Source organism: Kocuria flava, from assembly GCF_001482365.1.
Lineage (GTDB): Bacteria > Actinomycetota > Actinomycetes > Actinomycetales > Micrococcaceae > Kocuria > Kocuria flava.
Genome location: NZ_CP013254.1, coordinates 474,262 through 500,196, shown reverse-complemented (window position 1 = coordinate 500,196; position 25,935 = coordinate 474,262). Strand labels below are relative to the sequence as shown.

24 protein-coding genes are annotated in these 25,935 nt (G+C 74.3%); 15 read left to right on the top strand and 9 right to left on the bottom strand.

All coding sequences use genetic code 11. The features are described 5' to 3' along the window. The first annotated feature begins 83 nt into the window (after nucleotides 1–83). Nucleotides 84–794 (top strand): GAF and ANTAR domain-containing protein, encoded by a 711-nt coding sequence (locus tag AS188_RS02330; RefSeq protein WP_058857489.1) that lies wholly within the window; start codon nucleotides 84–86, stop codon nucleotides 792–794. A 137-nt stretch (nucleotides 795–931) separates the two neighbouring features. Beyond that, entirely contained in the window at nucleotides 932–2,224 is a 1,293-nt protein-coding gene (locus AS188_RS02325) for a heparan-alpha-glucosaminide N-acetyltransferase domain-containing protein (protein WP_083529174.1), read from the top strand. A 7-nt stretch (nucleotides 2,225–2,231) separates the two neighbouring features. On the opposite strand, the gene AS188_RS02320 is transcribed toward AS188_RS02325, so the two are convergent. The 4 genes from AS188_RS02320 to AS188_RS02305 form a co-directional block, all read right to left on the bottom strand. Then, on the bottom strand, nucleotides 2,232–3,218 hold the full coding sequence (locus AS188_RS02320) for a TPM domain-containing protein (protein ID WP_083529173.1): 987 nt from the start codon (nucleotides 3,216–3,218) through the stop codon (nucleotides 2,232–2,234). A 67-nt stretch (nucleotides 3,219–3,285) separates the two neighbouring features. After that, nucleotides 3,286–3,993 (bottom strand): amidohydrolase family protein, encoded by a 708-nt coding sequence (locus tag AS188_RS02315; protein ID WP_307725709.1) that lies wholly within the window; start codon nucleotides 3,991–3,993, stop codon nucleotides 3,286–3,288. An 86-nt stretch (nucleotides 3,994–4,079) separates the two neighbouring features. After that, nucleotides 4,080–5,291 (bottom strand): MFS transporter, encoded by a 1,212-nt coding sequence (locus tag AS188_RS02310; RefSeq protein ID WP_058857487.1) that lies wholly within the window; start codon nucleotides 5,289–5,291, stop codon nucleotides 4,080–4,082. Nucleotides 5,292–5,448: 157 nt separating this feature from the next. Continuing rightward, complete coding sequence (locus tag AS188_RS02305) at nucleotides 5,449–6,645, bottom strand: acyl-CoA dehydrogenase family protein (RefSeq protein WP_058857486.1); 1,197 nt, start codon at nucleotides 6,643–6,645, stop codon at nucleotides 5,449–5,451. 202 nt (nucleotides 6,646–6,847) lie between these two features. Here AS188_RS02305 and AS188_RS02300 point away from each other — a divergent pair, with 202 nt between their 5' ends. From AS188_RS02300 to AS188_RS02260, 9 genes are all read left to right on the top strand, one after another. Then, nucleotides 6,848–7,288 carry an enoyl-CoA hydratase/isomerase family protein gene (locus AS188_RS02300; RefSeq protein ID WP_058857485.1) on the top strand — a complete coding sequence of 147 codons (441 nt, stop codon included), beginning with the start codon at nucleotides 6,848–6,850 and terminating at the stop codon, nucleotides 7,286–7,288. Nucleotides 7,289–7,316: 28 nt separating this feature from the next. Beyond that, nucleotides 7,317–8,513 (top strand): TAXI family TRAP transporter solute-binding subunit, encoded by a 1,197-nt coding sequence (locus AS188_RS02295; RefSeq protein ID WP_058857484.1) that lies wholly within the window; start codon nucleotides 7,317–7,319, stop codon nucleotides 8,511–8,513. Then, nucleotides 8,503–10,524, top strand: coding sequence for a TRAP transporter permease (locus AS188_RS02290; RefSeq protein WP_083529171.1), 2,022 nt, complete (start codon nucleotides 8,503–8,505; stop codon nucleotides 10,522–10,524). The genes AS188_RS02295 and AS188_RS02290 overlap by 11 nt, the downstream gene beginning before the upstream one ends. 17 nt (nucleotides 10,525–10,541) lie before the next feature. Next, complete coding sequence (locus AS188_RS02285) at nucleotides 10,542–11,330, top strand: enoyl-CoA hydratase/isomerase family protein (RefSeq protein ID WP_058857482.1); 789 nt, start codon at nucleotides 10,542–10,544, stop codon at nucleotides 11,328–11,330. Between the two features lie 99 nt (nucleotides 11,331–11,429). Then, on the top strand, nucleotides 11,430–12,314 hold the full coding sequence (locus AS188_RS02280; protein ID WP_058857481.1) for a 3-hydroxyacyl-CoA dehydrogenase family protein: 885 nt from the start codon (nucleotides 11,430–11,432) through the stop codon (nucleotides 12,312–12,314). A 70-nt stretch (nucleotides 12,315–12,384) separates the two neighbouring features. Then, entirely contained in the window at nucleotides 12,385–13,620 is a 1,236-nt protein-coding gene (locus AS188_RS02275; protein ID WP_058857480.1) for a CaiB/BaiF CoA transferase family protein, read from the top strand. Next, on the top strand, nucleotides 13,617–14,072 hold the full coding sequence (locus tag AS188_RS17080; RefSeq protein ID WP_058857479.1) for an acyl-CoA thioesterase: 456 nt from the start codon (nucleotides 13,617–13,619) through the stop codon (nucleotides 14,070–14,072). The genes AS188_RS02275 and AS188_RS17080 overlap by 4 nt, the downstream gene beginning before the upstream one ends. Continuing rightward, nucleotides 14,069–15,667: an MFS transporter gene (locus AS188_RS02265; RefSeq protein WP_058857478.1), complete on the top strand. Its 1,599-nt coding sequence runs from the start codon at nucleotides 14,069–14,071 to the stop codon at nucleotides 15,665–15,667. The genes AS188_RS17080 and AS188_RS02265 overlap by 4 nt, the downstream gene beginning before the upstream one ends. Further along, a complete protein-coding gene (locus AS188_RS02260) occupies nucleotides 15,664–16,911 on the top strand; it encodes an acyl-CoA dehydrogenase family protein (protein ID WP_083529170.1) in 1,248 nt (415 codons plus the stop codon). Before AS188_RS02265 ends, AS188_RS02260 begins: the two co-directional genes overlap by 4 nt. Nucleotides 16,912–16,917: 6 nt before the next feature. Here the strand turns inward: AS188_RS02260 and AS188_RS02255 are convergent, their stop codons facing one another. After that, nucleotides 16,918–17,862 carry a LysR family transcriptional regulator gene (locus AS188_RS02255; RefSeq protein WP_058857477.1) on the bottom strand — a complete coding sequence of 315 codons (945 nt, stop codon included), beginning with the start codon at nucleotides 17,860–17,862 and terminating at the stop codon, nucleotides 16,918–16,920. Between the two features lie 320 nt (nucleotides 17,863–18,182). On the opposite strand from AS188_RS02255, the gene AS188_RS02250 reads away from it, so the two are divergent. Beyond that, complete coding sequence (locus AS188_RS02250) at nucleotides 18,183–18,881, top strand: hypothetical protein (RefSeq protein ID WP_058857476.1); 699 nt, start codon at nucleotides 18,183–18,185, stop codon at nucleotides 18,879–18,881. A gap of 61 nt (nucleotides 18,882–18,942) precedes the next feature. On the opposite strand, the gene AS188_RS02245 is transcribed toward AS188_RS02250, so the two are convergent. Further along, nucleotides 18,943–19,125 carry a hypothetical protein gene (locus AS188_RS02245; RefSeq protein WP_058857475.1) on the bottom strand — a complete coding sequence of 61 codons (183 nt, stop codon included), beginning with the start codon at nucleotides 19,123–19,125 and terminating at the stop codon, nucleotides 18,943–18,945. A gap of 170 nt (nucleotides 19,126–19,295) precedes the next feature. On the opposite strand from AS188_RS02245, the gene AS188_RS02240 reads away from it, so the two are divergent. From AS188_RS02240 to AS188_RS02230, 3 genes are all read left to right on the top strand, one after another. Further along, the gene (locus tag AS188_RS02240) at nucleotides 19,296–19,628 is read left to right on the top strand and encodes a hypothetical protein (RefSeq protein WP_058857474.1); all 333 of its coding nucleotides are present in this window, start codon (nucleotides 19,296–19,298) and stop codon (nucleotides 19,626–19,628) included. After that, nucleotides 19,625–20,032, top strand: coding sequence for a PIN domain-containing protein (locus tag AS188_RS02235; protein ID WP_058857473.1), 408 nt, complete (start codon nucleotides 19,625–19,627; stop codon nucleotides 20,030–20,032). The genes AS188_RS02240 and AS188_RS02235 overlap by 4 nt, the downstream gene beginning before the upstream one ends. Nucleotides 20,033–20,147: 115 nt before the next feature. Further along, complete coding sequence (locus AS188_RS02230) at nucleotides 20,148–20,516, top strand: hypothetical protein (protein WP_147050641.1); 369 nt, start codon at nucleotides 20,148–20,150, stop codon at nucleotides 20,514–20,516. A gap of 92 nt (nucleotides 20,517–20,608) precedes the next feature. Here the strand turns inward: AS188_RS02230 and AS188_RS02225 are convergent, their stop codons facing one another. The 3 genes from AS188_RS02225 to mmsB form a co-directional block, all read right to left on the bottom strand. Further along, nucleotides 20,609–23,152 (bottom strand): penicillin acylase family protein, encoded by a 2,544-nt coding sequence (locus tag AS188_RS02225; protein ID WP_058857471.1) that lies wholly within the window; start codon nucleotides 23,150–23,152, stop codon nucleotides 20,609–20,611. Between the two features lie 148 nt (nucleotides 23,153–23,300). Further along, the gene (locus tag AS188_RS02220) at nucleotides 23,301–24,857 is read right to left on the bottom strand and encodes a CoA-acylating methylmalonate-semialdehyde dehydrogenase (RefSeq protein ID WP_083529169.1); all 1,557 of its coding nucleotides are present in this window, start codon (nucleotides 24,855–24,857) and stop codon (nucleotides 23,301–23,303) included. A gap of 39 nt (nucleotides 24,858–24,896) precedes the next feature. Beyond that, a complete protein-coding gene (gene mmsB / locus AS188_RS02215; protein WP_058857470.1) occupies nucleotides 24,897–25,817 on the bottom strand; it encodes a 3-hydroxyisobutyrate dehydrogenase in 921 nt (306 codons plus the stop codon). Nucleotides 25,818–25,935 lie beyond the last annotated feature (118 nt).

Below are 25,935 nucleotides of genomic sequence, written 5' to 3'. Positions count from 1 at the left end.
TGCACAGCGATGCTTACGGTGACCGCGCAGGCGCGGCCGGGCACCCGGCGCCGGCCCGGCTGCCCGAGGAGGTGGCGGACCGCATGGGCGCGGCAGAACCCCGTGACGAGCTGGTCGCGGCCCTGACCCGGCTGCACGGGATGCTCCTGGAGGAGCCGACGGCCCCCGGGACCCTCGAGCAGCTCACCCGGATCACGCGGCGCGTGGTGCCCGCCGCCGACGCCGCCGGGGTCTCCACGATCGACGCCGACGGCACCACCATCACCACCGCCGCGACCGACCCGGTGGTCGAGACCGCCGACGCGCTGCAGTACGACCTCGAGGAGGGCCCGTGCCTGAGCGCGTGGGCGAGCGCGGGCCTGCAGCGCCTCGACGACACCGCCGCGGACACCCGCTGGCCCGCGTGGTCGGCGGCCGCCCACGACCTGGGGATCCGCTCCGTGCTCAGCGCCCCGCTCGTGCACGGCGGGGAGACCCTCGGCGCGCTGAAGGTCTACGCGCGCGGGCCCGGGGTGTTCAGCGCGGTCGACGAGCACCTGCTGGCCCTCGTGGCCGGCACGGCCGCCGCGCTGCTCGCCGGCGGGCGCCGCCCCACGGCCCCGCCCCTGCTCAGCTCCGCCCTGCACGAGGTGCTGGCCCACCGGCAGCTGGTCGACCGGGCCACCGGCGTGCTCATGGAGCGCCACGGCACCGGCTCCGCCGCCGCCCGGCGGCGGCTCGAGGAGACCGCGGCGGCCACGGACCGGACCCCGGAGCAGGTCGCGCGCGAGCTCCTCGGCGAGCTCGGGGCGTGATCCCCGCCTCACAGCGGAATCACAGCTTCGGTCTAACCCCGGCACAAGGCAGAATGTTCTTCTGTGAACAGGCCGGGAGCGCTCCCGGTGCGGCGGGCAGGGGGCCCGCCGGCAGAGGACCCGGGGGACGAGACACGATGACCGACGACCAGCACCGGACCGCGCCGCAGGCGCCGTGGTCGGGCACGCCCACGACCCCTCCGGCGGTCGGGACGGACCCGGGCCCGGCCGCGCCCGGCGACGCGCGGCCCGCCGGTCCGCGCCGGCCGCGCCTGATCGGCATCGACGCCGCCCGCGGCTTCGCCCTGATCGGGATGATCTCCATCCACATCATGCCCATGTGGGATCCGGAGACCTTCGAGCCCACGGCCCAGTGGACGGTCTTCGCCGGTCGCTCCGCGGCGCTGTTCGCGCTGCTGGCCGGCGTGGGCCTGGCCTTCAGCTCGGGCGGGCGCCACCCGCACGGCGGGCGCACGATGACCGCCGACCGGGTCGGGGTGGCCGTGCGCGCCCTGCTGATCGCGCTGCTCGGGCTCTCGATCAACCACGTGCTGCCCGGCAACACCCCCGACGACGTGCCGGCGTTCAACATCCTCGTCTACTACGGGGTGTTCTTCCTGCTCGCGATCCCGTTCCTGCACCTGCGCGCCCGGTCCCTGTTCGCATGGGCGGCGGGGTTCATGGTGGCGGGTCCCGTGCTGCTGCACCTGCTGGGCGAGGCCCCGCTGTCCTCCGAGCAGTACAACCCCACGTTCACCTCGCTGCTCGCCGAGCCCGGCGCCACGCTCGTGCAGCTGCTGCTGACCGGCACCTTCCCGGCCCTGTCCTACATGGCCTACCTGCTCGTGGGTCTGGGCATCGGCCGGCTGGACCTGCACGAGGGCCGCACCCAGGCGCTGCTGCTGGCCTTCGGGGTGATGCTCGCCGCGATCGCGTGGCTGGTCTCGTGGGTGCTGGTCTTCCAGGCCGGCGGCTACGAGGGGATGCTGTGGAGCGAGGACTGGGTCACCCGGGAGGCGATCAGCGACACGATGATCTACGGCCCGGACGAGGAGCTGCCCACCGGCAGCTGGTGGTGGCTCGCGATCATCGCCCCCTACACCAGCACCCCGCTGACGCTGCTCTCGGCGACCGGCACGGCCGTGGCCGCGGTGGGCTTCTTCCTGATCCTCGCCCGCGGCGTCGGGCAGTGGGTGCTGCCGCTGTCGGCGATGGGCTCGATGACCCTCACCCTCTACTCCCTGCACCTGCTCGCGCTGTCCCTCGAGCTGCACTACGACCAGCCCGCGTGGTTCGTCATCCACGTGGCGGTCGCGGCGGCGCTGGCCCTCGTGTGGCGTCAGCTCTTCGGGCAGGGACCCCTGGAGCGGGCCGTGGCCGAGGCGGTGCGGGCGGTGCGGCGGCCGGTGCTGGCCCGCGGGACCCGCTGAGCCCGGCTCAGTAGCTGCCCGAGGCGCCGCCGCCGGTGAACCCGCCGCCCCCGCCGAAGGACGACCCGCCCCCGGAGGAGCCGTCCCCGCCGCCGCTCCCGCCGCCGGAGTACAGCCCCGGGTTGGCGAGGTAGAGCGGCAGCCACACGGCGGGGTTCACCACCGCGTCGTCGCCCCGGTGCGAGTACCGGTACTTCCGGTAGGCCTCGCGCTGGTCGTCGCTCAGCCGCAGGTCCGGGTCGGCGGCCTCGGCGGCGCGCAGCTCCTCCTCGGCGATCCGGCGCCTCCGGCGCGCGTCGGCCACGGCCCACCCCACGAGCAGGACCACGAGCAGGGCGGTCCCGCCGATCACGGAGCCCACGAGCCACCAGTTCGTGGGCTCGGCCACCGGCTCCTCGCCGGCGGCCCAGCGATGGACGAGGTCCACCGTGCGCTCGAGCCCCTGCGCGTAGCGCTCGTCGGCGAAGGCCGGGGCGAGGACGTCGTCGACCACCTCCTGCGCCTCCTCGTCGGTGAAGGTCTCGCGCACGCCGTCGGCGACCTCGATCCGCAGCTCGCGGTCCCCGGTGGCCGCCACGACGAGCACGCCGTTGTCGGCCCCTTCGTCGCCGACGCCCCATGCCCCGGCGACCTCCCGGGACCAGTCCTCGATCGGGGCCCCGAGCTCCTCGACGACCACCACGGCCACCCGGGCGGCGTCGGAGGCGGCGCCGCGCCGCTCGATCAGGGCGTTCAGCCGCTGCTCCTCCTGGTCCGTGAGGACGTCGGCGGCGTCGAGCACGCTGCCCTCGGCCGGCGGTGCGGGGACCTCGACCTGCGCGCTCCCGCACCCGGTGAGCACGGCGGCTACTAGCAGCAGGAGCGCGGCCGGGCGCCGTCGTCGTCCCGTCCCGGCGGTGCGGCCCCCCGGCCCGGACGGGACTGCCGGACGGGACGGGGCGCCCGGACGGGTCCGGTCCGGGCGCTCGGAGGGGACGACCTGATCGCTGCGCATGGCACAGCACGCTAGTCCCCGCGGGTCCCCGGCGGATCCGCCGGAGGAACGATTCCCGGGTGGGGGCTCAGCCGCGCGCCGGAGCGGCGCCGGGGCGCGGGCGGCGCAGGTAGAGCCGCGCGGCGTTGTCCCACAGCACCGCCGGCAGGTGCTCGGGCGGAACCGTGCGGCGCACGAGCTCGAGGTCCTCGTCGGCGAAGGGCCGTGCGGCGCGGGTGGAGGGCAGGTCGGTGCCGACCACGAGCGCCCGGGGGTCCACGGCGAGCACGGCGGCCATCGCCCGGGCCGGGTCGAGCGCGACCCGGCCGAAGCCGGTGGCCTTGACCACGGCCCCGCGCTCGACGAAGCCGAGCAGGTGCCCCAGCCCGTCCTCGTGCAGGCCGAGGTGGTCGACCACGACCGCCGGCAGGGCGGCGAGGACGCCGGCGAGCTCCGGCAGCTCCCGGGCGTCGACGTAGAGCTCCGTGTGCCACCCGGCGACCTCGTGCACCCGGCGGGCCAGCCGGTCCAGCTGCTGCGGGGTCACGGGGCCGCCGCGGCGCAGGTTGACGCGCACGGCGCGCACCCCCGCGGCGTCGAGGGCGAGGAGCCGCTCGTCGGCCACGGTCTCCGGCAGCTGGGCCACGCCCACCCAGTCCGGGCCCAGGCGCGCGAGGGCGTCGAGCAGCCACCCCTGGTCGTGGCCCTGGAAGGACCCCGCCACGACCGCGCCGCCGGCGATGCCCAGCCCGGCCGTGCGCCGCCGGTACTGCTCGACCGTGAACGGCTCCGGCACCCACCCCTGGTTCGGCACGAGCGGGTGGGCGGGCGGGGTCGATGACGTGCAGGTGGGCGTCGAAGACGCGCTGCGCGCTCACCGCCTCAGGCCCGGGCGGCGAGGGCCCTGCGCCGCACCGCGGTGGCGAGGATCAGCAGGCCGGCCACGGCCAGGCCCACGCCGACCCACGCGGGGGCGCGGTAGCCCCAGCCGGCCGAGACCACGGCGCCGCCGAGGAAGGCGCCCAGCGCGTTGGCGAGGTTGAACGCGGCGTGGTTCATGGCGGCGGTCAGGGAGGGGGCGTCCTTGGCCTCGCGCAGCAGGCGCACCTGCAGGGAGGTGGTGAACAGCGAGCCCATGATCCCGATCCACAGGGCCCCGGCCACGGCGGCGACCGGCAGGTGCACGAACAGCCCGAAGAACGCCAGGGCCACGCCGGTGACGGCCCCGGCGCCGAGGGCGGTGCGCTCGATCGAGCGGTCCACGAGCGGGCCGGCGAGCAGGGAGCCCAGGGTCATGCCCACGCCGAAGACGGCGAGCACCCACGGCACGGCGGTGATGTCGAGGCCGCTGAGCTCGGTGAGGGTCGGGGAGATGTAGGTGTAGACGGCGAACATCCCGCCGAAGCCCACGGCCCCGGCGAGCAGGGTCAGCACGACCTGCGGGCGGGCCAGGGCGCCGACCTCGCGGCGCACCGAGGCGCCCCCGTTGCCCTGGCTGCGCGGCACCCACAGGGCCAGGGCGGCGAGGGTCAGGACCCCCAGGACGACGACGAGCAGGTACGCCGCCCGCCAGCCCAGCGCCCCGCCGACCGCCGCCGCGACGGGCACGCCCACGATGTTGGCCACGGTCAGGCCCAGCATCACGCGCGCCACGGCGGTGCCGCGGCGGCCGGGGGCGGCCAGGGCGGCGGCGACCACGGAGGCCACGCCGAAGTAGGCCCCGTGCGGGAGCCCGGAGAGGAACCGGGCGGCGTAGAGCAGCTCGAGGGAGGGCGCGGCCGCGGAGAGGCCGTTGCCGAGGGTGAACACGCCCATGAGCAGCAGCAGCAGGGCCTTGCGCTCCATCCGGGCGGCGACGGCGGTGATCAGCGGGGCGCCGACCACCACGCCGAGGGCGTAGAGGGAGATCGAGGTGCCGACCGAGGGGATCGAGGCGCCGAGGTCCTCGGCGATGAACGGCAGCAGGCCCATCGAGGCGAACTCGGTGGTGCCCACCCCGAAGCCGCCGAGGGCCAGGGCGAGGATCGCCAGGCGGGCGCCGGCGGGGCTCGGGGTGCGGACGAGCTCGAGGACGGCGGTGCGGGGCGCGGACATGGCGGATCCTTCCGGAGGCGGGCGGGAGGACTGCGGCTCGCCGGCGAGCCCGGACGGCCGCGGCCGTCACAGCAGAACTTGTCGATGCTACGCGCGTCTCGGGCTCCCGCCCAAGGGGCCGCCGGTGTGATCCTGGTCCCCCCGCCCCGCCGGGGCCTCAGCGGAAGGCGGCGTGGCCGGTCAGGTGCTGACCCAGGATCAGGGTGTGCACCTCGTCGGTGCCCTCGTAGGTGCGCACCGACTCGAGGTTGTTGGCGTGGCGCAGCGGCGAGTGCTCGAGGGTCACGCCGTTGCCGCCCAGCACGGTGCGGGCCTCGCGGCAGATCTCGATCGCGATCCGGCAGTTGTTGAGCTTGCCCACCGAGATCATCTGGTTCTCCAGCCGCCCGGCGTCCTTGAGCCGGCCCAGGCGCAGGGCCAGCAGCTGGCCCTTCTGGATCTCCAGGGCCATGTCCACGAGCTTGCGCTGGGTCAGCTGGTAGGCGGCCAGCGGCTTGTCGAACTGGATCCGCTCCTGCGCGTAGGCCAGGGCCGCCTCGAAGGAGTCCCGGGCCGCGCCGAGGGCGCCCCACACGATCCCGTAGCGGGCCTCGTTGAGGCAGGAGAACGGCCCGCGCAGCCCCGGGTTCTCGGGCAGGATCGCGTCGGCGGGCAGCCGCACGCCCGCCAGCTCGATGTCGCACTGGATCGAGGCGCGCATCGACAGCTTCGGCTCGATGGGGGTCGCGGTGAAGCCGGGGGTGTCCGTGGGCACGAGGAAGCCGCGCACGCGCTCGCTCCCGCTGCCGTCGTCGGCCCTGGCCCAGATCACGGCGACGTCGGCGATCGAGGCCAGCCCGATCCAGCGCTTGGCGCCGGTGAGCACCCACTCCCCGCCCTCGCGCACCGCGGTGGTGGCCATGGTCGAGGGGTCGGAGCCGGCGGTGGGCTCGGTCAGCCCGAAGCAGCCGATGATCTCCCCGGCGGCCATGCCCGGCAGCCAGCGCTGCTTCTGCTCCTCGGAGCCGTGCTTGGCGATCGCGCTCATCGCCAGCGAGCCCTGCACGGACACGAACGTGCGCAGCCCGGAGTCCCCGGCCTCGAGCTCCTGCATCGCGAGGCCGTACTCCACGGCGGAGCGGCCCGCGCAGCCGTAGCCGTGCAGGTGCATCCCCAGCAGCCCCAGCTGCGCCATCTCGGGGACGATCTCGCGGGGGAAGTGCGCGTCCTCGTACCAGCGGGCGATCTCCGGGCGGATCCTGCGGTCGACGAACTCGCGCACCGCGTCGCGGGTCGCCAGCTCCTCGGGGCTCAGGTCGGCGTCGAGGTGGAGCAGGTCGGTCACGGAGCTGGTGGGGCCGGCGACGGCGGTCATGGCGGTCCTCTCGGGTCAGGGCGGTCGGGACGGGCGGTCCTCCCGTCGAGGATCGCCCACCGGGTGCCCGGGCGGAACACCCCCGCTGACATTTGCTCACAAGGTATTGCTGAACGCCTGATTCGGTATTTCAGATCTCCCAGTCGGTGCGGCAGTGTGATCTGGAGCAACACCCGCGTCCCGAGCTTTCCGGAGGTCCGCCGTGCCGCACCCGACGCCCAGCGCCCGCACCGCCGCCGGTGCCGCCGACCGTGCCGACGGCACCGTCGCCGTGCCCCCGGCGCCGCGGGTCCGCGTCGAGCACGAGGGCCCCGTGGCCGTCGTGGTGCTCGAGGACCCGGCCCGGCGCAACGTGCTCGGGGCCGCGCTGCGCGAGCAGCTCCACGGGGCCCTCGGGCGGCTCGCGGAGGACCCCGGCGTGCGCGCCGTGGTGCTCACCGGCGCGCACGGCTGCTTCAGCGCCGGCGGCGACCTCGCCGCCATGCCCCCGGCCGCACCGGCCGAGGGCCGGGCACGGATGGAGCGGGTCGTCGCGCTCGCGTTCGAGGCCGAGCACCAGCCCGCCCTGTTCACCACCACCGACTTCCTCGAGGGCAAGCAGGCGTTCGCCGAGCGCCGCGCCCCCGCCTGCTCCGGACGCTGACCCCGTCCCGACCCGTCGAAAGGCCACCATGATCAGGACATCCGGACGCATCCCGCGTCTCGCCACGCTGGGCGCCGCCGCGGCGCTCGGGCTCTCGGGGTGCACGCCCGCCACGAGCGACGACGGCCGGGCGGGGGCGAACGGGCTGCCCCAGCAGCTGGTGTGGTCGACCTACAACGTGGGCACCGGCACCTACAACGACCTCGCCGCCGTGGCGAACGCCCTGACGGGCGAGGAGGGGGTCCAGGTCCGACTGATGACCGCGGACACCGGCATCGGCCGGCTCGCCCCGCTGGTGAACGGCACCGTGGACTACTCCCGCGCGGGCGACGAGTACTACTACGCCTACGAGGGGCTGTACGAGTTCGCCAGCCCGGAGTGGGGGCCCCAGGACCTGCGCATGGTGTGGGCGCCGCTGGGCAACTACGGGCTGCTCGTGCGCGAGGACAGCGGCATCGACTCCTACGAGGACCTCGAGGGGAAGCGCTTCCCGGTGCTCACCGCGAGCACCTCCATCAACAACAAGATGGAGGGCTTCCTCAACTACGGGGGCCTGACCTGGGACGACGTCGAGCAGGTGCCGATCTCCTACGGCGAGCAGATCGCCGGGCTGGAGTCGGGACAGATCGACGCGCTGTACCAGAACGTCGTGGGCTCCAACATCGAGGAGCTCGCCTCCACGCACGACGTGACGTGGCTCAGCCTCGACGACCCGGACCCGGCTCGCTACGGGACCTGGGACGAGCTGATGCCCATGGTCACGGTCGGCGAGGTCACCGGCGGCGCCGGGATGGCCGAGGGCGAGTCCGCCCGCGTCCTCGAGTACACGATCCCGCTCACCACGACCGGCGAGCGCGACGCCGACGAGGTCCACCACCTCGTCAGGGCGATCGTGGAGAACTACGAGCACTACGCGGGCACCACCCCGGACGCCGAGCAGTTCCACCTCGAGAAGGTGCTCAAGGAGCCCCTGGTCGTGCCCTTCCACGAGGGCACCGTGCGCTACTTCGAGGAGCGCGGCGTGTGGACCGAGGAGCTGGAGCGGAAGAACCAGGAACTGATCGAGCGCGGCGAGCGGATGCGCGAGGCGTGGCCCGGCGTCGTCGAGGCCTCCGGCGAGGAGGACCTCGCCGCGAACTGGGAGGCCTGGAAGGCGACCGAACTGGACGGGCCGGGCGGACCGGCCGAGGGAACGAAGGACGAGGGGACCGACGATGAGGACTGAGACCCGGGTGACCCCCTTCTGGCGGGCGGTCGTGATCGGACTGACCGTGCTGGGCGTGCTGCTGGCCATGAACCAGGTGTTCTTCTGGAACGCCGGCGGACTGTCCCTGCTGACCAACTCCTACCTGTACCTGATCCTGGGCTGCTTCCTGCCTGTGGTCTTCGCCGTCAACCCGGTGCGCAAGCGGTCCCTGGCGGTGCAGGCCGGCGGGGACGGGGACGACGGGGCCGCCGAGCGCCCGGTGGCGTGGTACGACGTCGCGCTGATGCTGCTCGCCGCCGCCGTCTGCGGGTACTTCGCGGTCAACGGCACCCGGATCAAGGAGTACGGCTGGGAGTTCATGGCGCCGACCACGGCCACGGTCGCCGCGTTCGTGCTGTGGGCCGTGGTGCTCGAGGGGCTGCGGCGCACCGGCGGGACGGTCGTGGCCGTGATCGCCCTGCTCTTCTCCCTCTACCCCCTGGTCGCGGAGGACCTGCCGGTGGGGATCCTGCAGGGGATCACCTACGACCTGCCGACGCTGGCGCAGGTCCACGCCATGGGGGCCGAGGGCGTGCTCGGGCTGCCGATCCAGACGGCCGCCACGATCCTCATCGGCTTCCTGCTGTTCGGGGTGGCCCTGCAGCACACCGGCGGCGCCGACTTCTTCCACAGCCTGTCGATGTCGGTCTTCGGCCGCTACCGCGGCGGGGCGGCCAAGGTCTCCGTGGCCAGCAGCGCGGCCATGGGCATGATGAGCGGCAGCGCGGTCTCCAACGTGCTGACCACCGGCCCCATGACGATCCCCGCCATGAAGAAGTCCGGCTTCAGCTCCACCTACGCGGGCGGCGTCGAGGCCACCGCCGCCTCCGGCGGCTCCATCACCCCGCCGATCATGGGCACCGCGGCGTTCCTCATGGTCTCCTTCGTGGGCGTGCCCTACACCGAGATCCTCGTGGCGGCCACGATCCCCGCGGTGCTGTACTTCCTCGGCATCTACCTGCAGGTCGACGGCTACGCGGCCCGCAAGGGGCTGCGCGGGGTGCCGGCCCACCGGCTCCCCCGGACCCTGGCGACCCTGGTGCAGGGCTGGCCCTACGTGCTCGCCCTCGCGCTGCTGACGGGCCTGCTCTTCCTCGCCGGCTCCGAGGCCCAGGTGCCCTACTGGGTCGTGGCCGTGCTGCTGGCCATCGCGGTGCTGCGCCCCGGCCGGCAGTTCGGGCTGCGCCAGTTCACCGACTTCCTCGTGGACGCCGGGCGGACGCTGAGCAGCATCATCGGCATCATCGCCGGCGTGGGCCTCATCCTCGGCGGGCTCACCGCCACCGGGGTGAGCCTGTCGCTGGCCCGCGAGCTCGTCTCCGCGGTCGGGGACAACGTGGTGCTCATCCTCATCGCCGGGGCGGTCACCTGCTTCATCCTGGGCACGGGCATGACGATCTCCGCCGCCTACGTCTTCCTGGCCATCGTCATGGTCCCCGCCGTGGTCGAGCTCGGGGTGAACCCGATCGCCGCCCACCTGTTCGTCATCTACTGGGCCTCCGTCTCCTACATCACCCCGCCCGTCGGCCTGGCCTCCTTCGCCGCCGCCGGGCTGGCCAAGGCCCCGGCCATGGCCACCAGCGTGGCGGCCATGAAGCTCGGCGCCGTGAAGTACGTCGTGCCCTTCGGCTTCGCCCTCAACCCGGCGCTCGTGGCCCAGGACTCGCCCGGGCGCATCGCCCTGGCCTTCGCCCTGAGCCTGGTGGCCGTCTACGCCCTGGCCTCGGCCATCGAGGGCTGGACCGTGGGCTTCGACCGGCGGATGCCGGTGCCGGCACGGCTGGCCGCGGGCGCCGGTGGCGTCCTGCTCTTCCTGCCCACGCCGCTGACGGCCGTCTCCGGCCTCGCCCTGGTCGCCGGCAGCGTCCTGCTGACCTTCCTCACCGTGCGGGCGGGCGCCGGCGCGGAGCCGGGCACGCGCCCCGGACCCGCGCCCGAGGACGACGACGCTCCCGCACCGACCCCCGCCGCGGCCCCCGCGGCCCTGTGACCCCGGAAGGACCTGTCATGACCACCACCCCCGCCGACACCCGGGTCGTCGACCTCGCGGTCCGCGACCAGGTCGCCGTCGTCACCGTCGACCGCCCCGAGGTGCGCAACGCCCTGAACGCGGCCGTGCTGGACGGCCTCGAGGCCGCCCTCGACGAGTGCGAGCGCCGCACGGACGTGCGCGCCGTCGTGCTCACCGGCGCCGGGGAGAAGGCCTTCGTGGCCGGCGCCGACATCTCCCAACTGGTCGGCTACACCCTGCGGGACGGGCTGCGGGCCCGGATGCAGCGGCTGTGGGACCGGATCGAGGACCTCGAGCTGCCCACGATCGCGGCCGTCAACGGCTTCGCCCTGGGCGGGGGCACCGAGCTCGCGATGGCCTGCGACATCCGCATCGCCGCGGGCGGCGCCCGGTTCGGGCTGCCCGAGGCGAACCTGGGGATCATCCCCGGGGCGGGCGGCACCCAGCGGCTGTCCCGGCTGGTCGGGCTCGGCCGGGCGCAGGAGCTGATCCTCACCGGCCGCCTCGTCGACGCCGAGGAGGCGCTGCGCATCGGCCTCGTCACCTCCGTGGTGCCCGGCCCCGAGCTGCTGGACGCCGCCCTGGGGACGGCCGCGACGATCCTCGCGAAGGGCCCGCTGGCCGTGCGGATGGCCAAGCTCGTGGTCCGCCACGGCGCCGAGACCGATCAGCGCACCGGGCTGCTGCTCGAGCGCCTGGCCCAGTCCCTGCTCTACGCCGCCGACGAGAAGGCCGAGGGGGCGGCCGCCTTCCTCGAGAAGCGCCCGGCCCGCTTCCCCGGCTGACCGGCCGTCCCGCCCCCGCACCCCGCACCCCGCACCCCGCACCCCGCACCCCGCACCCAGTCACCGCACCGGACCCGCGGGTCCGCTTCAAGGAGAACCATGAACCCCCAGCCCAGCATCGACTCCGTCCGCCGCGTCCTCGTCGTGGGATCCGGGACGATGGGCACCCAGATCGCCGCCGTGTTCGCCCTGGCCGGCTACGACACGACCACCAGCGACCTCGACCCCGCCGCCCTCGAGCGCTCCCGGGAGGAGGCCCGCCGCCGCCTCGGGCGCCTCGCCGAGAAGGGCCGGCGCACCCGGGAGGAGGTCGAACAGACCCTCGCCCGCATGGCGTGGACCACCGACACCTCGGCGGCCGCCCGCACCGCCGACTTCGTGCTCGAGGCCGCCGTCGAGCGCCTCGACGTCAAGCGCCGGCTGTTCGCCGAGCTCGACGAGGCCGCCCCCGCCCACGCGATCCTCGCGACGAACTCCTCCACCATCCCCTCGTCCCTGCTCGTGGACGCCACGGACCGGCCGGACCGGGTGTGCAACATGCACTTCTTCAACCCCGCCCTCGTCATGGCCTGCGTCGAGGTGGTCCGCGGCCCGCAGACCTCCGACGCCACGGTGGAGACCACCCTCGAGCTGGCCCGGCGGATCGGCAAGCAGCCCGTGCGGCTGAACCGGGAGGTCCCCGGGTTCGTGGCCAACCGGCTGCTCGGGGCGCTGCGCGACGAGGCGCTGCGGCTCGAGGAGGCCGGGGTCGCGTCCTTCGAGGACATCGACGTCGCCGCCCGCACCGCCCTGGGCCACCCCATGGGCCCGTTCGAGCTGATGGACCTCGTCGGCATCGACGTCGCCTACCTGATCCGCATGGCCGCCCACGAGCAGACCGGGGACCCCGACGACCTGCCGCACCCCTCCGTGACCCGGCTCTACGAGCAGGGCCACCACGGGCGCAAGTCCGGGCGCGGCTGGTACGAGTACGCGGCCGGCTGAGAGCCCGCCCCAGACACCCCGCGCCGCACCTGCGGGTGCCGCGCCGCACCGACGAGGAGACGAGACGACCATGGACCAGTCCACGCACACCGACCTGCTGCAGGAGATCTTCGGGCGCCCCGGCACGGGCCCGCTCGCCGGGGTGGTGGTCGCCGACCTCAGCCGGGTCCTGGCCGGGCCCTACTGCACCATGCTGCTGGCGGACATGGGCGCGACCGTCATCAAGGTCGAGAGCGCCGCGGGGGACGACGCCCGCGCCTGGGTGCCCCCGCAGCGCGACGGGGAGAGCACCTTCTTCCTGTCGGTCAACCGCAACAAGTACTCCATCGCCCTGGACTTCGACGACCCCGGCGACCTCGGGCTCGTGGAGCAGATCGTGGCGCGCGCCGACATCCTCGTGGAGAACTTCAAGCCCGGCGGCCTGGCCCGGTGGGGCCTGGACTACGAGAGCGTCAGCGCCTGGCGGCCCGACATCGTCTACGCCTCCATCACGGGCTTCGGCACCGACGGCGGGGCGCAGCTGCCCGGCTACGACCTGCTCGCCCAGGCGCTGTCCGGGATGATGAGCCTCACCGGCAGCCAGCACGGGGAGCCCTACCGGGCCGGGGTCGCGCTCTTCGACGTGATCACCGGGCTGCACGCCGCCGTCGGCGTCCTGGGCGCCCACCACGAGCGCCGGGCCTCCGGGCTCGGCCAGCACGTGGAGCTGAACCTGCTCTCCTCGGCGCTGTCGGGGCTGGTCAACCAGACCGCCGCGTTCGTGGCCGGCGGCACCGTGCCCACCCGGATGGGCAACGAGCACCCCAGCCTCTACCCCTACGAGCCGTTCCCGGCCCGGAACAAGGAACTGGTCATCGCGGTGGGCAACAACGCCCAGTTCGCCCGGCTGTGCACCTGCCTGGGCGCCCCCGAGCTGGCGGCGGACGAGCGGTTCGCGACCGTCGCCGCCCGCAACGCGAACCGGGCGCAGCTGCGCGAGCTGATGATCGAGCGCCTCGCCGCGCGCGACGCCGAGGACTGGTTCGAGCGGCTCATGGCCGTCAAGGTGCCCTGCGCCCCGATCCTCGGCGTGGACGAGGGGGTCCGCTTCGCCGCCGACCTCGGCCTCGAGCCGGTCGCGGTCGCGGGCACCGGGGAGCGGCGGATCCCGACCGTGCGCCACCCGGCCTCCTTCAGCCGCACCCCCGTCGACTACGGCCAGGCCCCGCCGGCGCTGGACGGCGACCGCGAGCGCGTGCTCGCCTGGCTCGCCGCCGGGCGCCCGGTCGGCGCGGTGGCCGGCGCGGCCGTGCGGGAGGCGTCGTGAGCAGCGTCTTCACCACCGAGCTGCCCGTGCGCTGGTCCGACCAGGACCTGAACCGGCACGTGAACAACGCCCGGGTCGTCACCCTCCTGGAGGAGGCGCGCCTGGCGGCCGTGGCCCGGTGGCTCGGGGAGGACGGGATCCCGGACCCGGCCCGCCCGCGGGTGGTCGCCTCCCTGCACCTGGACTACCTGCGGCCCATCGACCACGGACCGGCGCTCACCGCCCGGGTGTGGGTCGCCCGGGTCGGGGGCTCCTCCTACACCGTGGCCTACGAGCTGCACCAGCACGGGACCGTGGCCGCCCGGGCCCGCACCGTGCTCGTCCAGACGGACCCGGCCACCGGCTCCGCGACCCCGCTGCCCCCGGCCGTGCGGGAGGTGCTGCTCGCCCTCGAGACCCCGCAGCCCGGGGAGGAGTCCGCTCCCGCCGGGGCGGGCGGCAGGCGTGCATGAGCCCGCGCACGCGCCGGCCCGGGCCGGGGCGGATCGCCTACCCGGCCCTGCTGGCGACCACGGCGCTGGGCACGATGTCCTCCGCCGTGGTCAACGCCCCGCTGTGGGTGATCCGCACCGACCTCGGCCTCACGGCGGAGCAGGCGGTCCTGGCCGTGGCGGCGTTCACGGTCGCGATGGCCACGACCGTGCCGGTCTCCGGCTGGCTCGGCGACCGGCTGGGCGCCAAGCCGTTCCTGCTCGCCGCCCTGGCCGTGATGGTCCTGGCCGAGCTGGCGGCCGCGGCCGCCGGCGGGCTGGGGATGCTCGTGGCCGCCCGGGCGGTGCAGGGGGCGGCCTGCAGCGCGATCCCGCCGTGCGTGCAGACCGCCCTGGTGACCGCCTGGCCCGACCGCACCGCCCGCACCATGGGCACGTGGGCCTCGGCCATCGGCCTGGGCCAGGCGGTCGGCCCGCCCTTCGGCGGGTTCATCACGGACGCGCTGGGCTGGCGCTGGGTCTTCCTCGTCCACGCCGGGCTGGTGCTCGTGCTCATGGCCGCCCTGGCCGCGGCCATGCCGGGCGTCCCCCGGGGGCGCCCGCCCCTGCACGTGGCCGCGCTGAGCTGGCTCGTCGTCGGCTGCGCGGCCACCGCGAGCGCTGTGGTGCTGGCCGGGCAGAACGGGCCGTGGGCCGGCGTGGGCCTGCTGGTGGTCCCCGCGGCGGCCGGGTGGGTGCTGTTCGTGCACCTGTCCCGGCGCCGCTCGCGCCGGGCCGCCGCGGACCCCGCCGCGCCCCGGCCGCTGCTGGAGCCGGCCCTGCTGCGCGGGCCCGGCTACCGCACCGCCGCGGCCGGGGCGGGACTGGCCATGGGCGCCATGGCGGTCGCGATCGTGGCCACCCCGCTGTTCCTGGCCGCCGAGCTGGCCCTCGCCCCCGCGCAGATCGGCCTGGTGGTGCTCACCCTCGCCCTCGCCATGACGGCCACCGGCCCGCTCGCGACCCGGCTGGGCCGCCGTCACGGCAGCGGCGTGCAGCTGGGCCGCGGCGTGGCGCTGGTCGTGCTGGCAGCCCCGGTGCTCACGACCGCGACCGTCGCCGCCCGCCTGGGCGTGGACGCCTGGGTGGTCGTGGCCGTGGTGATCACCGGCCTCGTGGTCGCCGGCGCGGGCATCGCCTGCGCGCAGAGCGCCGCCGCCACCGAGCTGCTGCTCTCCCCGGCCGGGCGCTCCGGCACGGCGGTCGGGCTGCACAACATGATCCGCTTCCTCGCGATGGCCCTCGGCTACTCCGCCGTCTCCCTCGCCCACGCCCTCGACGCCCCCGGGCTGATCTTCCCCGCGCTGGGCCTGGCCGGGCTCGCCGTGCTGGTCGCCCTGCGCACGCCCCGGCGGCCCGCACCGGCCGCCGCGCCCGGGCCCACCGGGCCCGACCCTGCCGTCCCCGACCGGACCGACGGCGCCGTTGCCGCCGATCCCGACCCCGACGACGACGCCGCCCTCGGCGACCCTGCCCGCATCCACCATCCCCGCCCCACCGACGCTCCCACCGACGCCCCCGTCCCGCCGGCACTGCCGCGGACCGCCGGGGCCTCCCGACGAGAGGACCGACCATGACCACGATCTCGACCGCCCCCGCCGCCGCCGAGCGCACCGATCCGGCCGCCGTGCGCCGCGGCCGGGCGAGCTCGGACTACTTCCGCCTCGACGACCAGCTCAGCCCCGAGGAGCTCGCGATCCGCGACAGGGTCCGGATCTTCGCCCAGGAGCGGGTGCAGCCGATCATCAACGACTACTGGGAGCGGGCCGAGTTCCCCTGGGAGCTGCTGCCCGGGCTGGCCGAGCTGGGGATCGTGGGCACCACCATCCAGGGCCACGGCTGCCCCGGGATGTCCCGGAAGGCCGCCGGGATGGTGGCCCGGGAGATGGCCCGGGTGGACGGCAGCATCAACACCTTCCTGGGCGTGCACGCCAACCTGTGCATGGGCACGATCAACATGCTCGGCTCCGAGGAGCAGAAGGAGCGCTGGCTGCCGGCCATGGCCCGGCTGGAGAGGACCGGGGCGTTCGCCCTGACCGAGCCCGAGCACGGCTCCGACTCGGTGGCCCTGGAGACCTCCGCCCGCCGGGAGGGCGACGAGTGGGTGCTCAACGGGCACAAGCGCTGGATCGGCAACGGCGACGCGGCCGACGTCGTCGTCGTCTTCGCGCGCAGCACCGCCGACGGGCAGGTCAACGCCTTCGTCGTGGAGAAGGACGACCAGGGCAACCACCCGGCCGGCTACGCCCCGGAGAGGATCACCGGCAAGATCGGCAAGCGCGCCATCCAGCAGGCCGACATCGTCATCGAGGACCTGCGGATCCCGGCGGCGAACCGGCTGGCCCACTGCGACTCCTTCACGGACGTCTCCCGGGTGCTGCAGGCCACCCGCGGCGGGGCCTCGTGGGAGGCGGTGGGCCACGCGATGGCCGCCTTCGAGATCGCCGCCGACTACGCCGCGACCCGCCGGAACCAGTTCGGCGGCCCGATCGGCGGCTACCAGCTGGTCCAGGCCCGGCTGGCCAACATGCTCAGCGAGCTCACCACCATGCAGCTGCTGTGCGACCGCATGGCGGAGCTGGCCGACGCGGGGCAGCTGAGCACCGCGATGGCCTCGATGGTGAAGATGTCCACCTCGCAGAAGGGCAAGTGGATCTGCAACGAGGCCCGTGAGCTGCTGGCCGGCAACGGACTGCTGCTCGAGCACCACATCGCCCGGCACCTGACGGACATGGAGGTCGTCTCCACCTACGAGGGCACCGACTCTGTCCAGGCCCTGCTCGTGGGCCGCGACGTCACCGGGATCTCCGCGTTCAGCTGAGCCGGCTCAGGCCGGTGCGGCGCCGGGTCCCGGGTCCTCCCCGGGGTCCGGCTCCGCCCCGGGGCCCGGGAAGACCGTGCGCGAGAGCTCGACGACCGAGCGCAGCGCGGGGCTGCCGTCCCCGCGCCGCCAGATCATCCGCACCTCCACCGGCTTCTGCTCGGCCACCAGCGGCCGGTAGACCACGCCCCGGGAGGGCACGTTGTCCCGGACGCTGGAGAGGATGAGGGAGATGCCCATCTCCGCGCCGACCAGCACGATGAGCGTCCAGGAGTCCGGGGCGACCTGGACGATGCGCGGGACGAAGCCCGCGTTCATGGCCAGGGTGTTCAGCCGGTTCGGCAGGGTCGCCCCCGCCCCGCCCGGCAGGACCAGCCAGGCCTCCTCGGCGAGGTCCTCGGCGGCCACCGCCTCCCGCTCGGCGAGCCGGTGGTTCTCCGGCAGCGCGATGAGCAGCTCCTCGATCGCGATGAGCCGGGAGTCGATCCCCGCCGGCAGGAAGTCCCAGCGGCCGATGAGCAGGTCGAGGGAGTCGTCGAGGACGCGCTCCAGCCCGAGGTGGGAGAACTGGGAGCTGTAGAGCTCCAGGCTCAGCCCCGGGTGGCGGCGGCGCACCTGCCGGGCGAGCTCGCCCACCGCCTGGTTCACGGAGGCCCCGGCGAAGCCCAGCCGGACCCGGCCGATCTCCCCGTCCTGGGAGCGGCGCACCACGTCCTTCATCCGCTGGGAGAGCATCACGAGCTCGCGGGCCGGCTCCAGCAGCGCCTCGCCCTGCGGGGTGAGGGCCACGTGCCGGGTGTTGCGGTCGAACAGCGCCGCCCCGAGCTCGGACTCGAGCTGGCGGATCAGCCGGCTCAGCGGGGGCTGGGCCATGTGCAGGCGCTGGGCCGCCCGCCCGAAGTGCAGCTCCTCGGCGACGGCCAGGAACGCCTGGGCCTTGTGGACTTCCATCCCGCCAGGCTATGCCGCCGGGTGGGGCGGGTCACGGCGGCCCGCGCTGCGGGCCCCGGTGTCCCGCCCACCGGTGACGGCCCCGGCGGGAACCGGTCCCCGCAGGACCCCCGGACGGTGCCCGCAGGCCATCGGGTGATCCGGTCGGACTGCGACGACGACGCAACAGGACGACGCAACAGTGCTACACGTTGGCCCCGCCCGGGCATCATGGGCGGGTGGCATGCGTCACGAGCCGGAAACCCCCGGAGCGCGGCGCGGAAACACGATCTCCATACAGTTCCGAGCACCCCGCTCGACCTGCCCCCGAGGAGACCACGATGACCGATCCCGCCGACCACCGCGCCGGCCCCGGAGCGCGCGCGCCGCGCCGCCCCGCCCTGCGCGTCATCGACGGCGACGCCGCGGACGGGCCGGCGCCCCGCCGGACGGTCTCCGCCGCCACGGCCGCGGCGATGGCCGCCCACCCCTCCTCCGGGCTCGGCGTGCGCCGGGCCCTGGAGCCCCCGGCGCCCGAACGGCTGCCGTGGGGCCGCCTGGACCCCGCCGGCACCGAGCCCGGGCCGGGATCGGTGCTGCTGGACGGGGCACGACCGGGCCAGGTCCTCAAGGTCGAGGACGAGGCCGCCGGCACCGCGCTGTACCTGCCCGTGCGCACCGAGGGCGCGGTGTTCACCCCCGAGGACCCGGACGCCGCCGACGTGCTGCGGCTGAGCCTGTGCCGGCCCGGCGAGGCCGGCGTGCCGGCCGTGACCGCCCGGCACGCGTTCGCCGAGACGGGCACGCACTGGGTCGCCGTCGGCGCCCCGGAGGCCGGGGACGCGGAGCACCCCTACCGGCTCACCGGGGCGATGCGCCGGGCGATGGCCGCGGGACTGGACTTCCTCGAGGGCGACCAGCGGATGGACCGCACGATCGCCCAGGCCTACCTCGCGGCCACGGCCGAGTTCTCGACCTGCCGCGTCGGCGGCGGTCCGCTGGGCGTGCACGTGCTGCTCGTCAAGGCCGACTTCTCCTGAGCCCCCTCCGCTCCGCCGGGCACCACCCCACGGCGGGGGAAGGGCGACGACGCCGGGGCGCTCACTCCTCCGGACGCTCGAGCCTCTCCCGCCAGCGGCGGTAGAGGGAGAACGTGCCCGCGTAGGCGAGCGCGGCCAGCGCCACGACCGGCAGCCACTCGCCGATCCCGATCGAGGTCAGCAGCACCCCCGCCGAGGTCAGCACCAGGGCGGCGACCAGCAGCCAGGCCACGAGGGTTCTCACGGGGATCTCCGTCGGATCGGGGGCGGGGAGTCCCCCCATCGTAGCGAGATGCCGCCCACCCCGTGCACCGGACGGCGATCGCTCTGGTCCGTCCCAGTTCATGTCTCTACGCTCGAAGGAGCGGCGGGAGCACGAACGCCTCCTGCCGGTGAGCCGAGAGGACGAACGCCATGAGCCTGGACCGTGGTCACGCCAAGTCTCGGAGCCTGCTCCGCCGCGCGCAGGCCACCAGGGCGCCGCGGGCCCTCATCCTGAGCGGCGAACGTCGCCCCAAGGGGTACATCGCCACGTCGACGTCGCTCGCGGGCCCGGAGCCCTCCATCCCACCCGTCCTCGGAGAGGTTGCCATCCGGGCGCTGTCCAGTGAGCAGCCCCGGGAGCTGAGCGCGGACGAGGTCGACAGGCTCATGGCCCCTCTGCCCACGGACGACGGTGGCTGGGCGGCGGAGCTGGAGGAGGACCGCCGACGCACCACTACCGACGATCCTTCGGCTGGTCGATGAAGGCGCTGCTCGACACCAACATCCTGATAGCCCTCCTGAGCACTGGCGAGCGCAGGCCGGACCTGAGGGAATTCAGCGGCATGGTGATCAGCTCGCTCTCCTTCTCGGAGATGCACATGGGCGTGGCGACCGCCGCTGCTGGATCCCCGGAGCGTGTGGCGCGCGAGGAGCGAATCGCCAGGACGAGGGCGGCCTTCGGTGCCGGCATCCCTTACGACGACCGTTGCGCTCTGGCGTTCCAGGTGGTCTCGGAGGAAGTCCTCCGGAACGGTGGATCGCCCAGGAGCAGCGTCGTCGACAAGATGATCGCCGCCACCGCCTTGGCGCACAGCCGCGTCCTGGTCACCAGGAACGTCGACGACTTCAGACACTTGAGCGGACTGGTGCACGTCGAAGCGCGCTGAACCTCGGGCTGACGGGCCCACTCGTGGTCGTGAGCGCAGCTGGGCGGGCCGGACTCGGCGCTGCGTGCGCAGACGCCCGTGGCCGGATGCCGGGGCGTGGGGCATCATGGGGGGCGTGGTGATGTGGATCACAGGAGCGGCGGCGCTGGTCGTGGCGGTGGGCTGGCTGACGGTGCAGGCGGCGCGGCGCTGGCTCTCCGCGCGCCGGCGGCGGTGGGTGCGCCAGGGCCTCGACGCGCTGCACGTGGACCTCGAGAGCTCCTACGGCACGATCTGCTCGCACGCGGCCGTCCACCCGGGGCAGGGCGCCCCGGCGCGCGAGGAGCTGACGTGGGCGCTGGACCAGGTCGAGCGGGTCGTCCAGCGCCACCGGGAGCAGGAGGGCGGATCGGACCGGGCGCCCTTCGTGCCCCGGGCCCACCTGGTGGCCGCGCTCGCCCTCGGCGCCACCGGCCTCGCCCTGCTCGTGGCCTCCGCCCTCTGAGCGCCGGCGGGCAGCAGGGGGACGACGGCGCCCGGTCCGTCCCCTCCTGCCGGGGAAGGGGGGCGGACCGGGCGTCGTCGAGCCGGTGAGGATCAGTCCAGGTGCGTGACGCTCTCCGTGTTCTGCTCGACCTGCTCGGGGAAGAGGTTCTCCTCCTTGCAGCCGAAGGCCGTGTACATCGCCAGCTGGTCGCTGTAGTGCGGGGAGCGGGTGCCGTCCGGGGCGATGAACCCGCTCTGGCCCGGGGGCGTGACCGTGCAGGCGTGGGCGTGCTCGCCGTCCAGGGCGATCAGGTTGTTCTCCGTGCCGCGGTTCATGTACTCCGGGGTGCGCAGCTCCTCGTCGGCGCCGGCCTGGTCGATGCCCATGAAGTTCTTCGTGCTGTAGACGTGCGGAACGGCCTCGGCCCGCCACTGCTGCGGGTCCTCGCCGTGCTCGGCGCGCAGGTCCGCGACCGCCGTGGCGAAGGCGTCGCGGACCACGTCGGTCCCGTCCCGGCCGTCGAGCAGGTCGACGGTCTGGGGCACCCCGGCGTCCTCGCCCTGCAGGGCGTTGTCGATGAGCTTCACGGACTCGGCCGGGCGGGCGGAGCCGCCGGGACGGGCGTAGACGCCGTCGGCGTACTTCGCGTAGATCTCCTCGGGCAGGTCGTCGGCCAGCACGTCCTCGGTCAGGGCCGCCACCCACGCGCGCATCATGGCCGGCTGCGGGCCGTCGTAGGAGCCGTCGGCGTCCTCGTCGCGGGTCTGCCCGTCCCACTCGAGCAGCAGGCGGGCGTCCTCGGCCAGCGGGTCGCCCGCCGGCAGCCCGCGCACGGCGTCCTCGAGGTGGGGGCGCAGGTAGCGGATGTTGAGGTCGGCGAAGGAGGTCTCCTCGTTGATCGCCCACATCTGCTCGGCGGTCAGCCGGCGCTGGGCCTGCAGGCGGGAGGTGATCTCGTTGACCCGGTCCACGTCCGACCAGGTGCCGGAGTCGCCGGTCGCCCCGGGGCCCGACTGGTTGTTCCAGTTCGCGATGTAGCCCTGCCGCGGGTTGTAGACCTTCGGGTTCTCGGCGAAGTCCCGGATGCCCTCCCACTCCATGCTGCCGTCGCCCACGGCGGGCAGGCGCGGGTCCTGCCCCTCGGGGCGGTCGGGCATGTGGCCGGGGGAGACGTAGCCGATGTTGCCGTCGTCGTCCGCGTAGTACCAGTTGATCGAGATCCCGACCTTCTCGGCCTGCTCCAGGTACTCGTCCCAGTCCGTGGCCTTGGTCTTCTTCGTCCAGGCCAGCAGCGACTCGATCTCCGAGCCCGCCCAGGAGCGCTTCTTGGTGTAGGCGGTGCCGTTGGCCTCGTCCGTTCCGGTGACGAAGCCGTGGACGGTCGAGCGGACCTCGACCACCTGGTCCTCGCCGTCGCGCACGCGCACGGTCTCCTCGCGCACCTCCATGTCCCGCCACGCGCCGTCGTGCCAGTACTGGTCCGGGTCCTCGGGGTTCAGCCGCTCCTGGTAGACGTCGTTGACGTCGAGCGGGCCGGCGGTGGAGCCCCACGAGATGTGCTTGTTCGTGCCGAACAGCACCATCGGGTAGCCGAACGGGGTGTTGCCGGTGACGTCGAAGCCCGCCCCGTGCAGGCCCACGCCGTAGACGTAGGAGGGGTTGTACCAGCCGAACTGGGGGCCGTTGAGCAGCACCGACCCGCCGTCGGCGGACTTCTTCGAGCCCACGGCCCACAGGTTCGAGGCCGTCGGCCGCTGGTCGGGCCAGTCGCCGCCGCCGTGACGGGCCATCAGCTCCAGGCCGGCGTCGGCGAGGTCCTGGTCGACGGGCGCGAGCTCCGGCGCGGCGGAGCGGCCCGCGGGGGCGGCGGCCCCCGCCCGGTCGGCCCGGGCGTCCCCGCCGCGGCCGGGGCGGTCGCCGGGCATCTCCCCGTGGACCTCCGGGCGCGGGTGGTCGGTGCGCGGCACCGTGGTCGGGGCCGTGGGGTCCTCGGTCCACAGGATCTGGTCGAAGAGCTCCTGCCCGCGCTCGGGTCCGTGCTCGGCGACGAGCTGGTCGCGCACCTGCAGGTTGGCGACCTCCGAGGTGCTGTCCGAGAACCGGTTGGCCATGGTGCCGATCCAGATCATCGCCACGTCGTAGCCCGTCCACTCGGAGGGCTCGAACCCGCGGTCGAGGAACTGCTTCGGCATCAGCTGCTCGCGATCGGCGAGGACCTCCTGCACGCGCCGGTTGAAGCCCTCGGCGTAGCCGTCGAGGATGTCGCGGTCCTCCTGCGGCAGCGCCTCGATCTGCGCCCGGATCGCGGCCGGGTCGAAGTTCGCGCGGGTCAGCCGGTCGTGCGCCGTGCCCGCCTCGCCGAGCACCTCGGCGGTGGTGCCCAGCACCGAGCGCTTGGCCATCTCCATCTGGAAGAGGCGGTCCTCGGCCACGGCGTAGCCGTAGCCGTGGAAGAGGTCACGGGTCGTGTCGGCGTAGACGTGCGGCACGCCCCACCGGTCCCGCTTGATGGTCACCCGGACGTCCCCGGTCGACCGCTCGGCGGAGTGCTCCTCGGGCACGGACGCGGTGGCGGGGGACAGCGGGGCGGCCAGCAGGCAGCCGACGGCCAGGGCGGCCGCCGCGCGGGCAGGGGAGAGCCGGGGGAATCGCATGGTGCTCCTCGGGGAAGAAGTGATGCGCAACACTGTTGCAGGAGCTCCCAGGAAAATCAATGGTTTTACTGCTGCACAACCCAGGAACGGGTCCGGCCCGTGCCCTCCGGGGCGGAGGGCACGGGCCAGGGACGACCGGGGCGGCGGGTCAGTGCGTGGGGAAGCCCAGGTCGATCTGCGACTCCGAGGGCTCGGGCCAGCGCGTGGTGACGAGCTTGCGGCGGGTGTAGAAGTTGAACGACTCCGGCCCGTACATGTGGGTGTCGCCGAACAGGGAGCTCTTCCAGCCGCCGAAGGAGAACGCGCCGATCGGGACCGGGATCGGGACGTTGACCCCGACCATGCCGACCTCGATCGCGAACTCGAACTCCCGGGCGGTCTTGCCGTCGCGGGTGAACACGGCGGTGCCGTTGGCGTACTGGTTGGTGTTGATCAGCCGCACGGCGTCGTCGAAGGTGTCGACCCGCACCACGGAGAGCACGGGGCCGAAGATCTCCTCGTCGTAGACCTTCATCCCCGGCCGCACGTGGTCCACGAGGGAGACGCCGGTGAAGAAGCCCTCCCCGTCGAAGTGCTGCTGCGTCCCGTCCACGACCACGGTCGCGCCCTCGGCCGGGGCGTTCGCCACGTAGCCGTTGACCCGCTCGAGCGCCTGGCGGGTGATCAGCGGGCCCATCTCCGAGGCCGGGTCGGTGCCGGGGCCGATCGTGAGCTTCTCGACGCGCTCCTTGATCCGCTCGATCAGCGGGTCCGCGACGTCGCCGACGGTCACGAGCACCGAGACCGCCATGCACCGCTCCCCGGCGGAGCCGTAGGCCGCCGAGACCGCGGCGTCGGCCGCGGAGTCGAGGTCGGCGTCGGGCATGACCACCATGTGGTTCTTCGCCCCGCCCAGGGCCTGCACGCGCTTGCCGTGGGCGGCGGAGGTCTCGTAGATGTATTTCGCGATGGGGGTCGAGCCCACGAAGGACACGGCCTTCACGAGCGGGTTGGTCAGCAGCTCGTCGACCGCCTCCTTGTCCCCGTGCACCACGTTGAGCACCCCCGGCGGCAGCCCCGCCTCGGCGAAGGCCTCGGCGATCCACACCGCCGCGGAGGGGTCCCGCTCGGAGGGCTTGAGGATCACGGTGTTGCCGGCGGCGATCGCGGTGGTGATCATCCACAGCGGCACCATGGCCGGGAAGTTGAACGGGGTGATGCACGCGACCACGCCCACCGGCTGGCGGATCTGGTGGACGTCCACCCCGGTGGCGGCCTGCTCGAGGAACTCGCCCTTCATGTGGTGCATGACCCCGGTGCAGAACTGCACGTTCTCCAGGCCGCGGGCGACCTCCCCGGCCGCGTCCGAGAGGACCTTGCCGTGCTCGGCGGTGATGATCGCCGCCAGCTCGGGGGTGCGCTCGCGGATGATGTTCTCGACCCTGAACAGGATCGTGCTGCGCTTGGCCAGGCTCGTCGCCCGCCACGCGGGCAGCGCGGCCTCGGCGGTCTCCACGGCGGTCGCGACGTCCTCGGCCGAGGCCAGGTGCACGTGCCGGGCGACCTGCCCGGTCGCGGGGTCGTAGACGGGCGCGGTGCGCCCGGAGGTCCCGGCCGTGCGCCGGCCGCCGATGACGTGCTCGACGTCGGGGCCCGTCGCGGCCTGCCCGTCGGCGCCCGCCGCCTGCGGGGCGCGGGCCTCGGCCTCCTGCTTGGTGTCCTCCATGGTGGCTCTCCTTCGTGGTGTTCGGTGGTGTCGTGCCGCTCAGGCCTGCTCGGGGTCCCAGCCCCGGATCCGCCCGTCCGGCGCGGCGTACTTGGTGATCAGGGAGCAGTCCTTGTCCGCGTACCCCTCGTCGATCAGGCGCTGCAGCCGCTCGGCCACGAGCTTCGCCGCGGGCAGGTCCACCCCGGTCTGCTCACCGGCCATCAGCGCCAGCCCGGCGTCCTTGGCGGCGAGCGCGGCGCTGAAGGTCGCCTCGAAGTTGTGGTTGGCGGCGGCGGAGTCGACGATCCCGGGCACGGGGTACCAGGTCTGCAGGGCCCAGGAGTTGCCGGAGGACACCGAGGCGATGTCCCAGAACACCTGGGGGTCCAGGCCCAGCCGGTCGGCGAGCACGGAGCCCTCGGCACAGGCCTCGAGGCAGATGAACAGCATCATGTTGTTGACGATCTTCGCGGCCTGGCCGGTGCCGGCCTCGCCGGTGGCCACGATCTTGCGCGCCATGGGCTCGATGTGCCCGCGGGCGGCCTCGACGTCGTCGGGCCTGCCCCCGATCATGAACGTCAGGGTGGCCGCCGCGGCGCCGCTGATCCCGCCCGAGACGGGGGCGTCCACGAAGCGGAAGCCGGCCTCCTCGGCCGCGGCGTGCAGCTCGAGGGCGGTCTCGACGTCGATCGTGGAGCTGTCGATGAGCAGGGCGTCCTTCGGGGCGTGGGCGAGCACGCCGTCCTCGCCGAGGTACACGGCCCGGGAGTGCTCGCCCTTGGGCAGCATGGTGAAGACGACCTCGGCGCCCTCGAGGGTCTCGGCGATCGAGGCGCAGGTCGTCACCCCGTTGTCCCGGGCGGCGGCCAGGGCGGGCTCGCTGAGGTCGTAGCCGCGCACGGTGTGGCCGGCCTTCACGAGGTTCGCGGACATCGGATTGCCCATGTGGCCGAGGCCGATCCAGGCGATGGTGCTCATGGTCGGGGACTTCCTTTCGACGGTGTGCAGTGGTGGGTCCCCGGCGCCGGGAAGGAGCCGGGACGACGGCGCGCGCCCGTGGGCGGACCGGCGATCCGGTCCGCCCACGGGCGCGGCG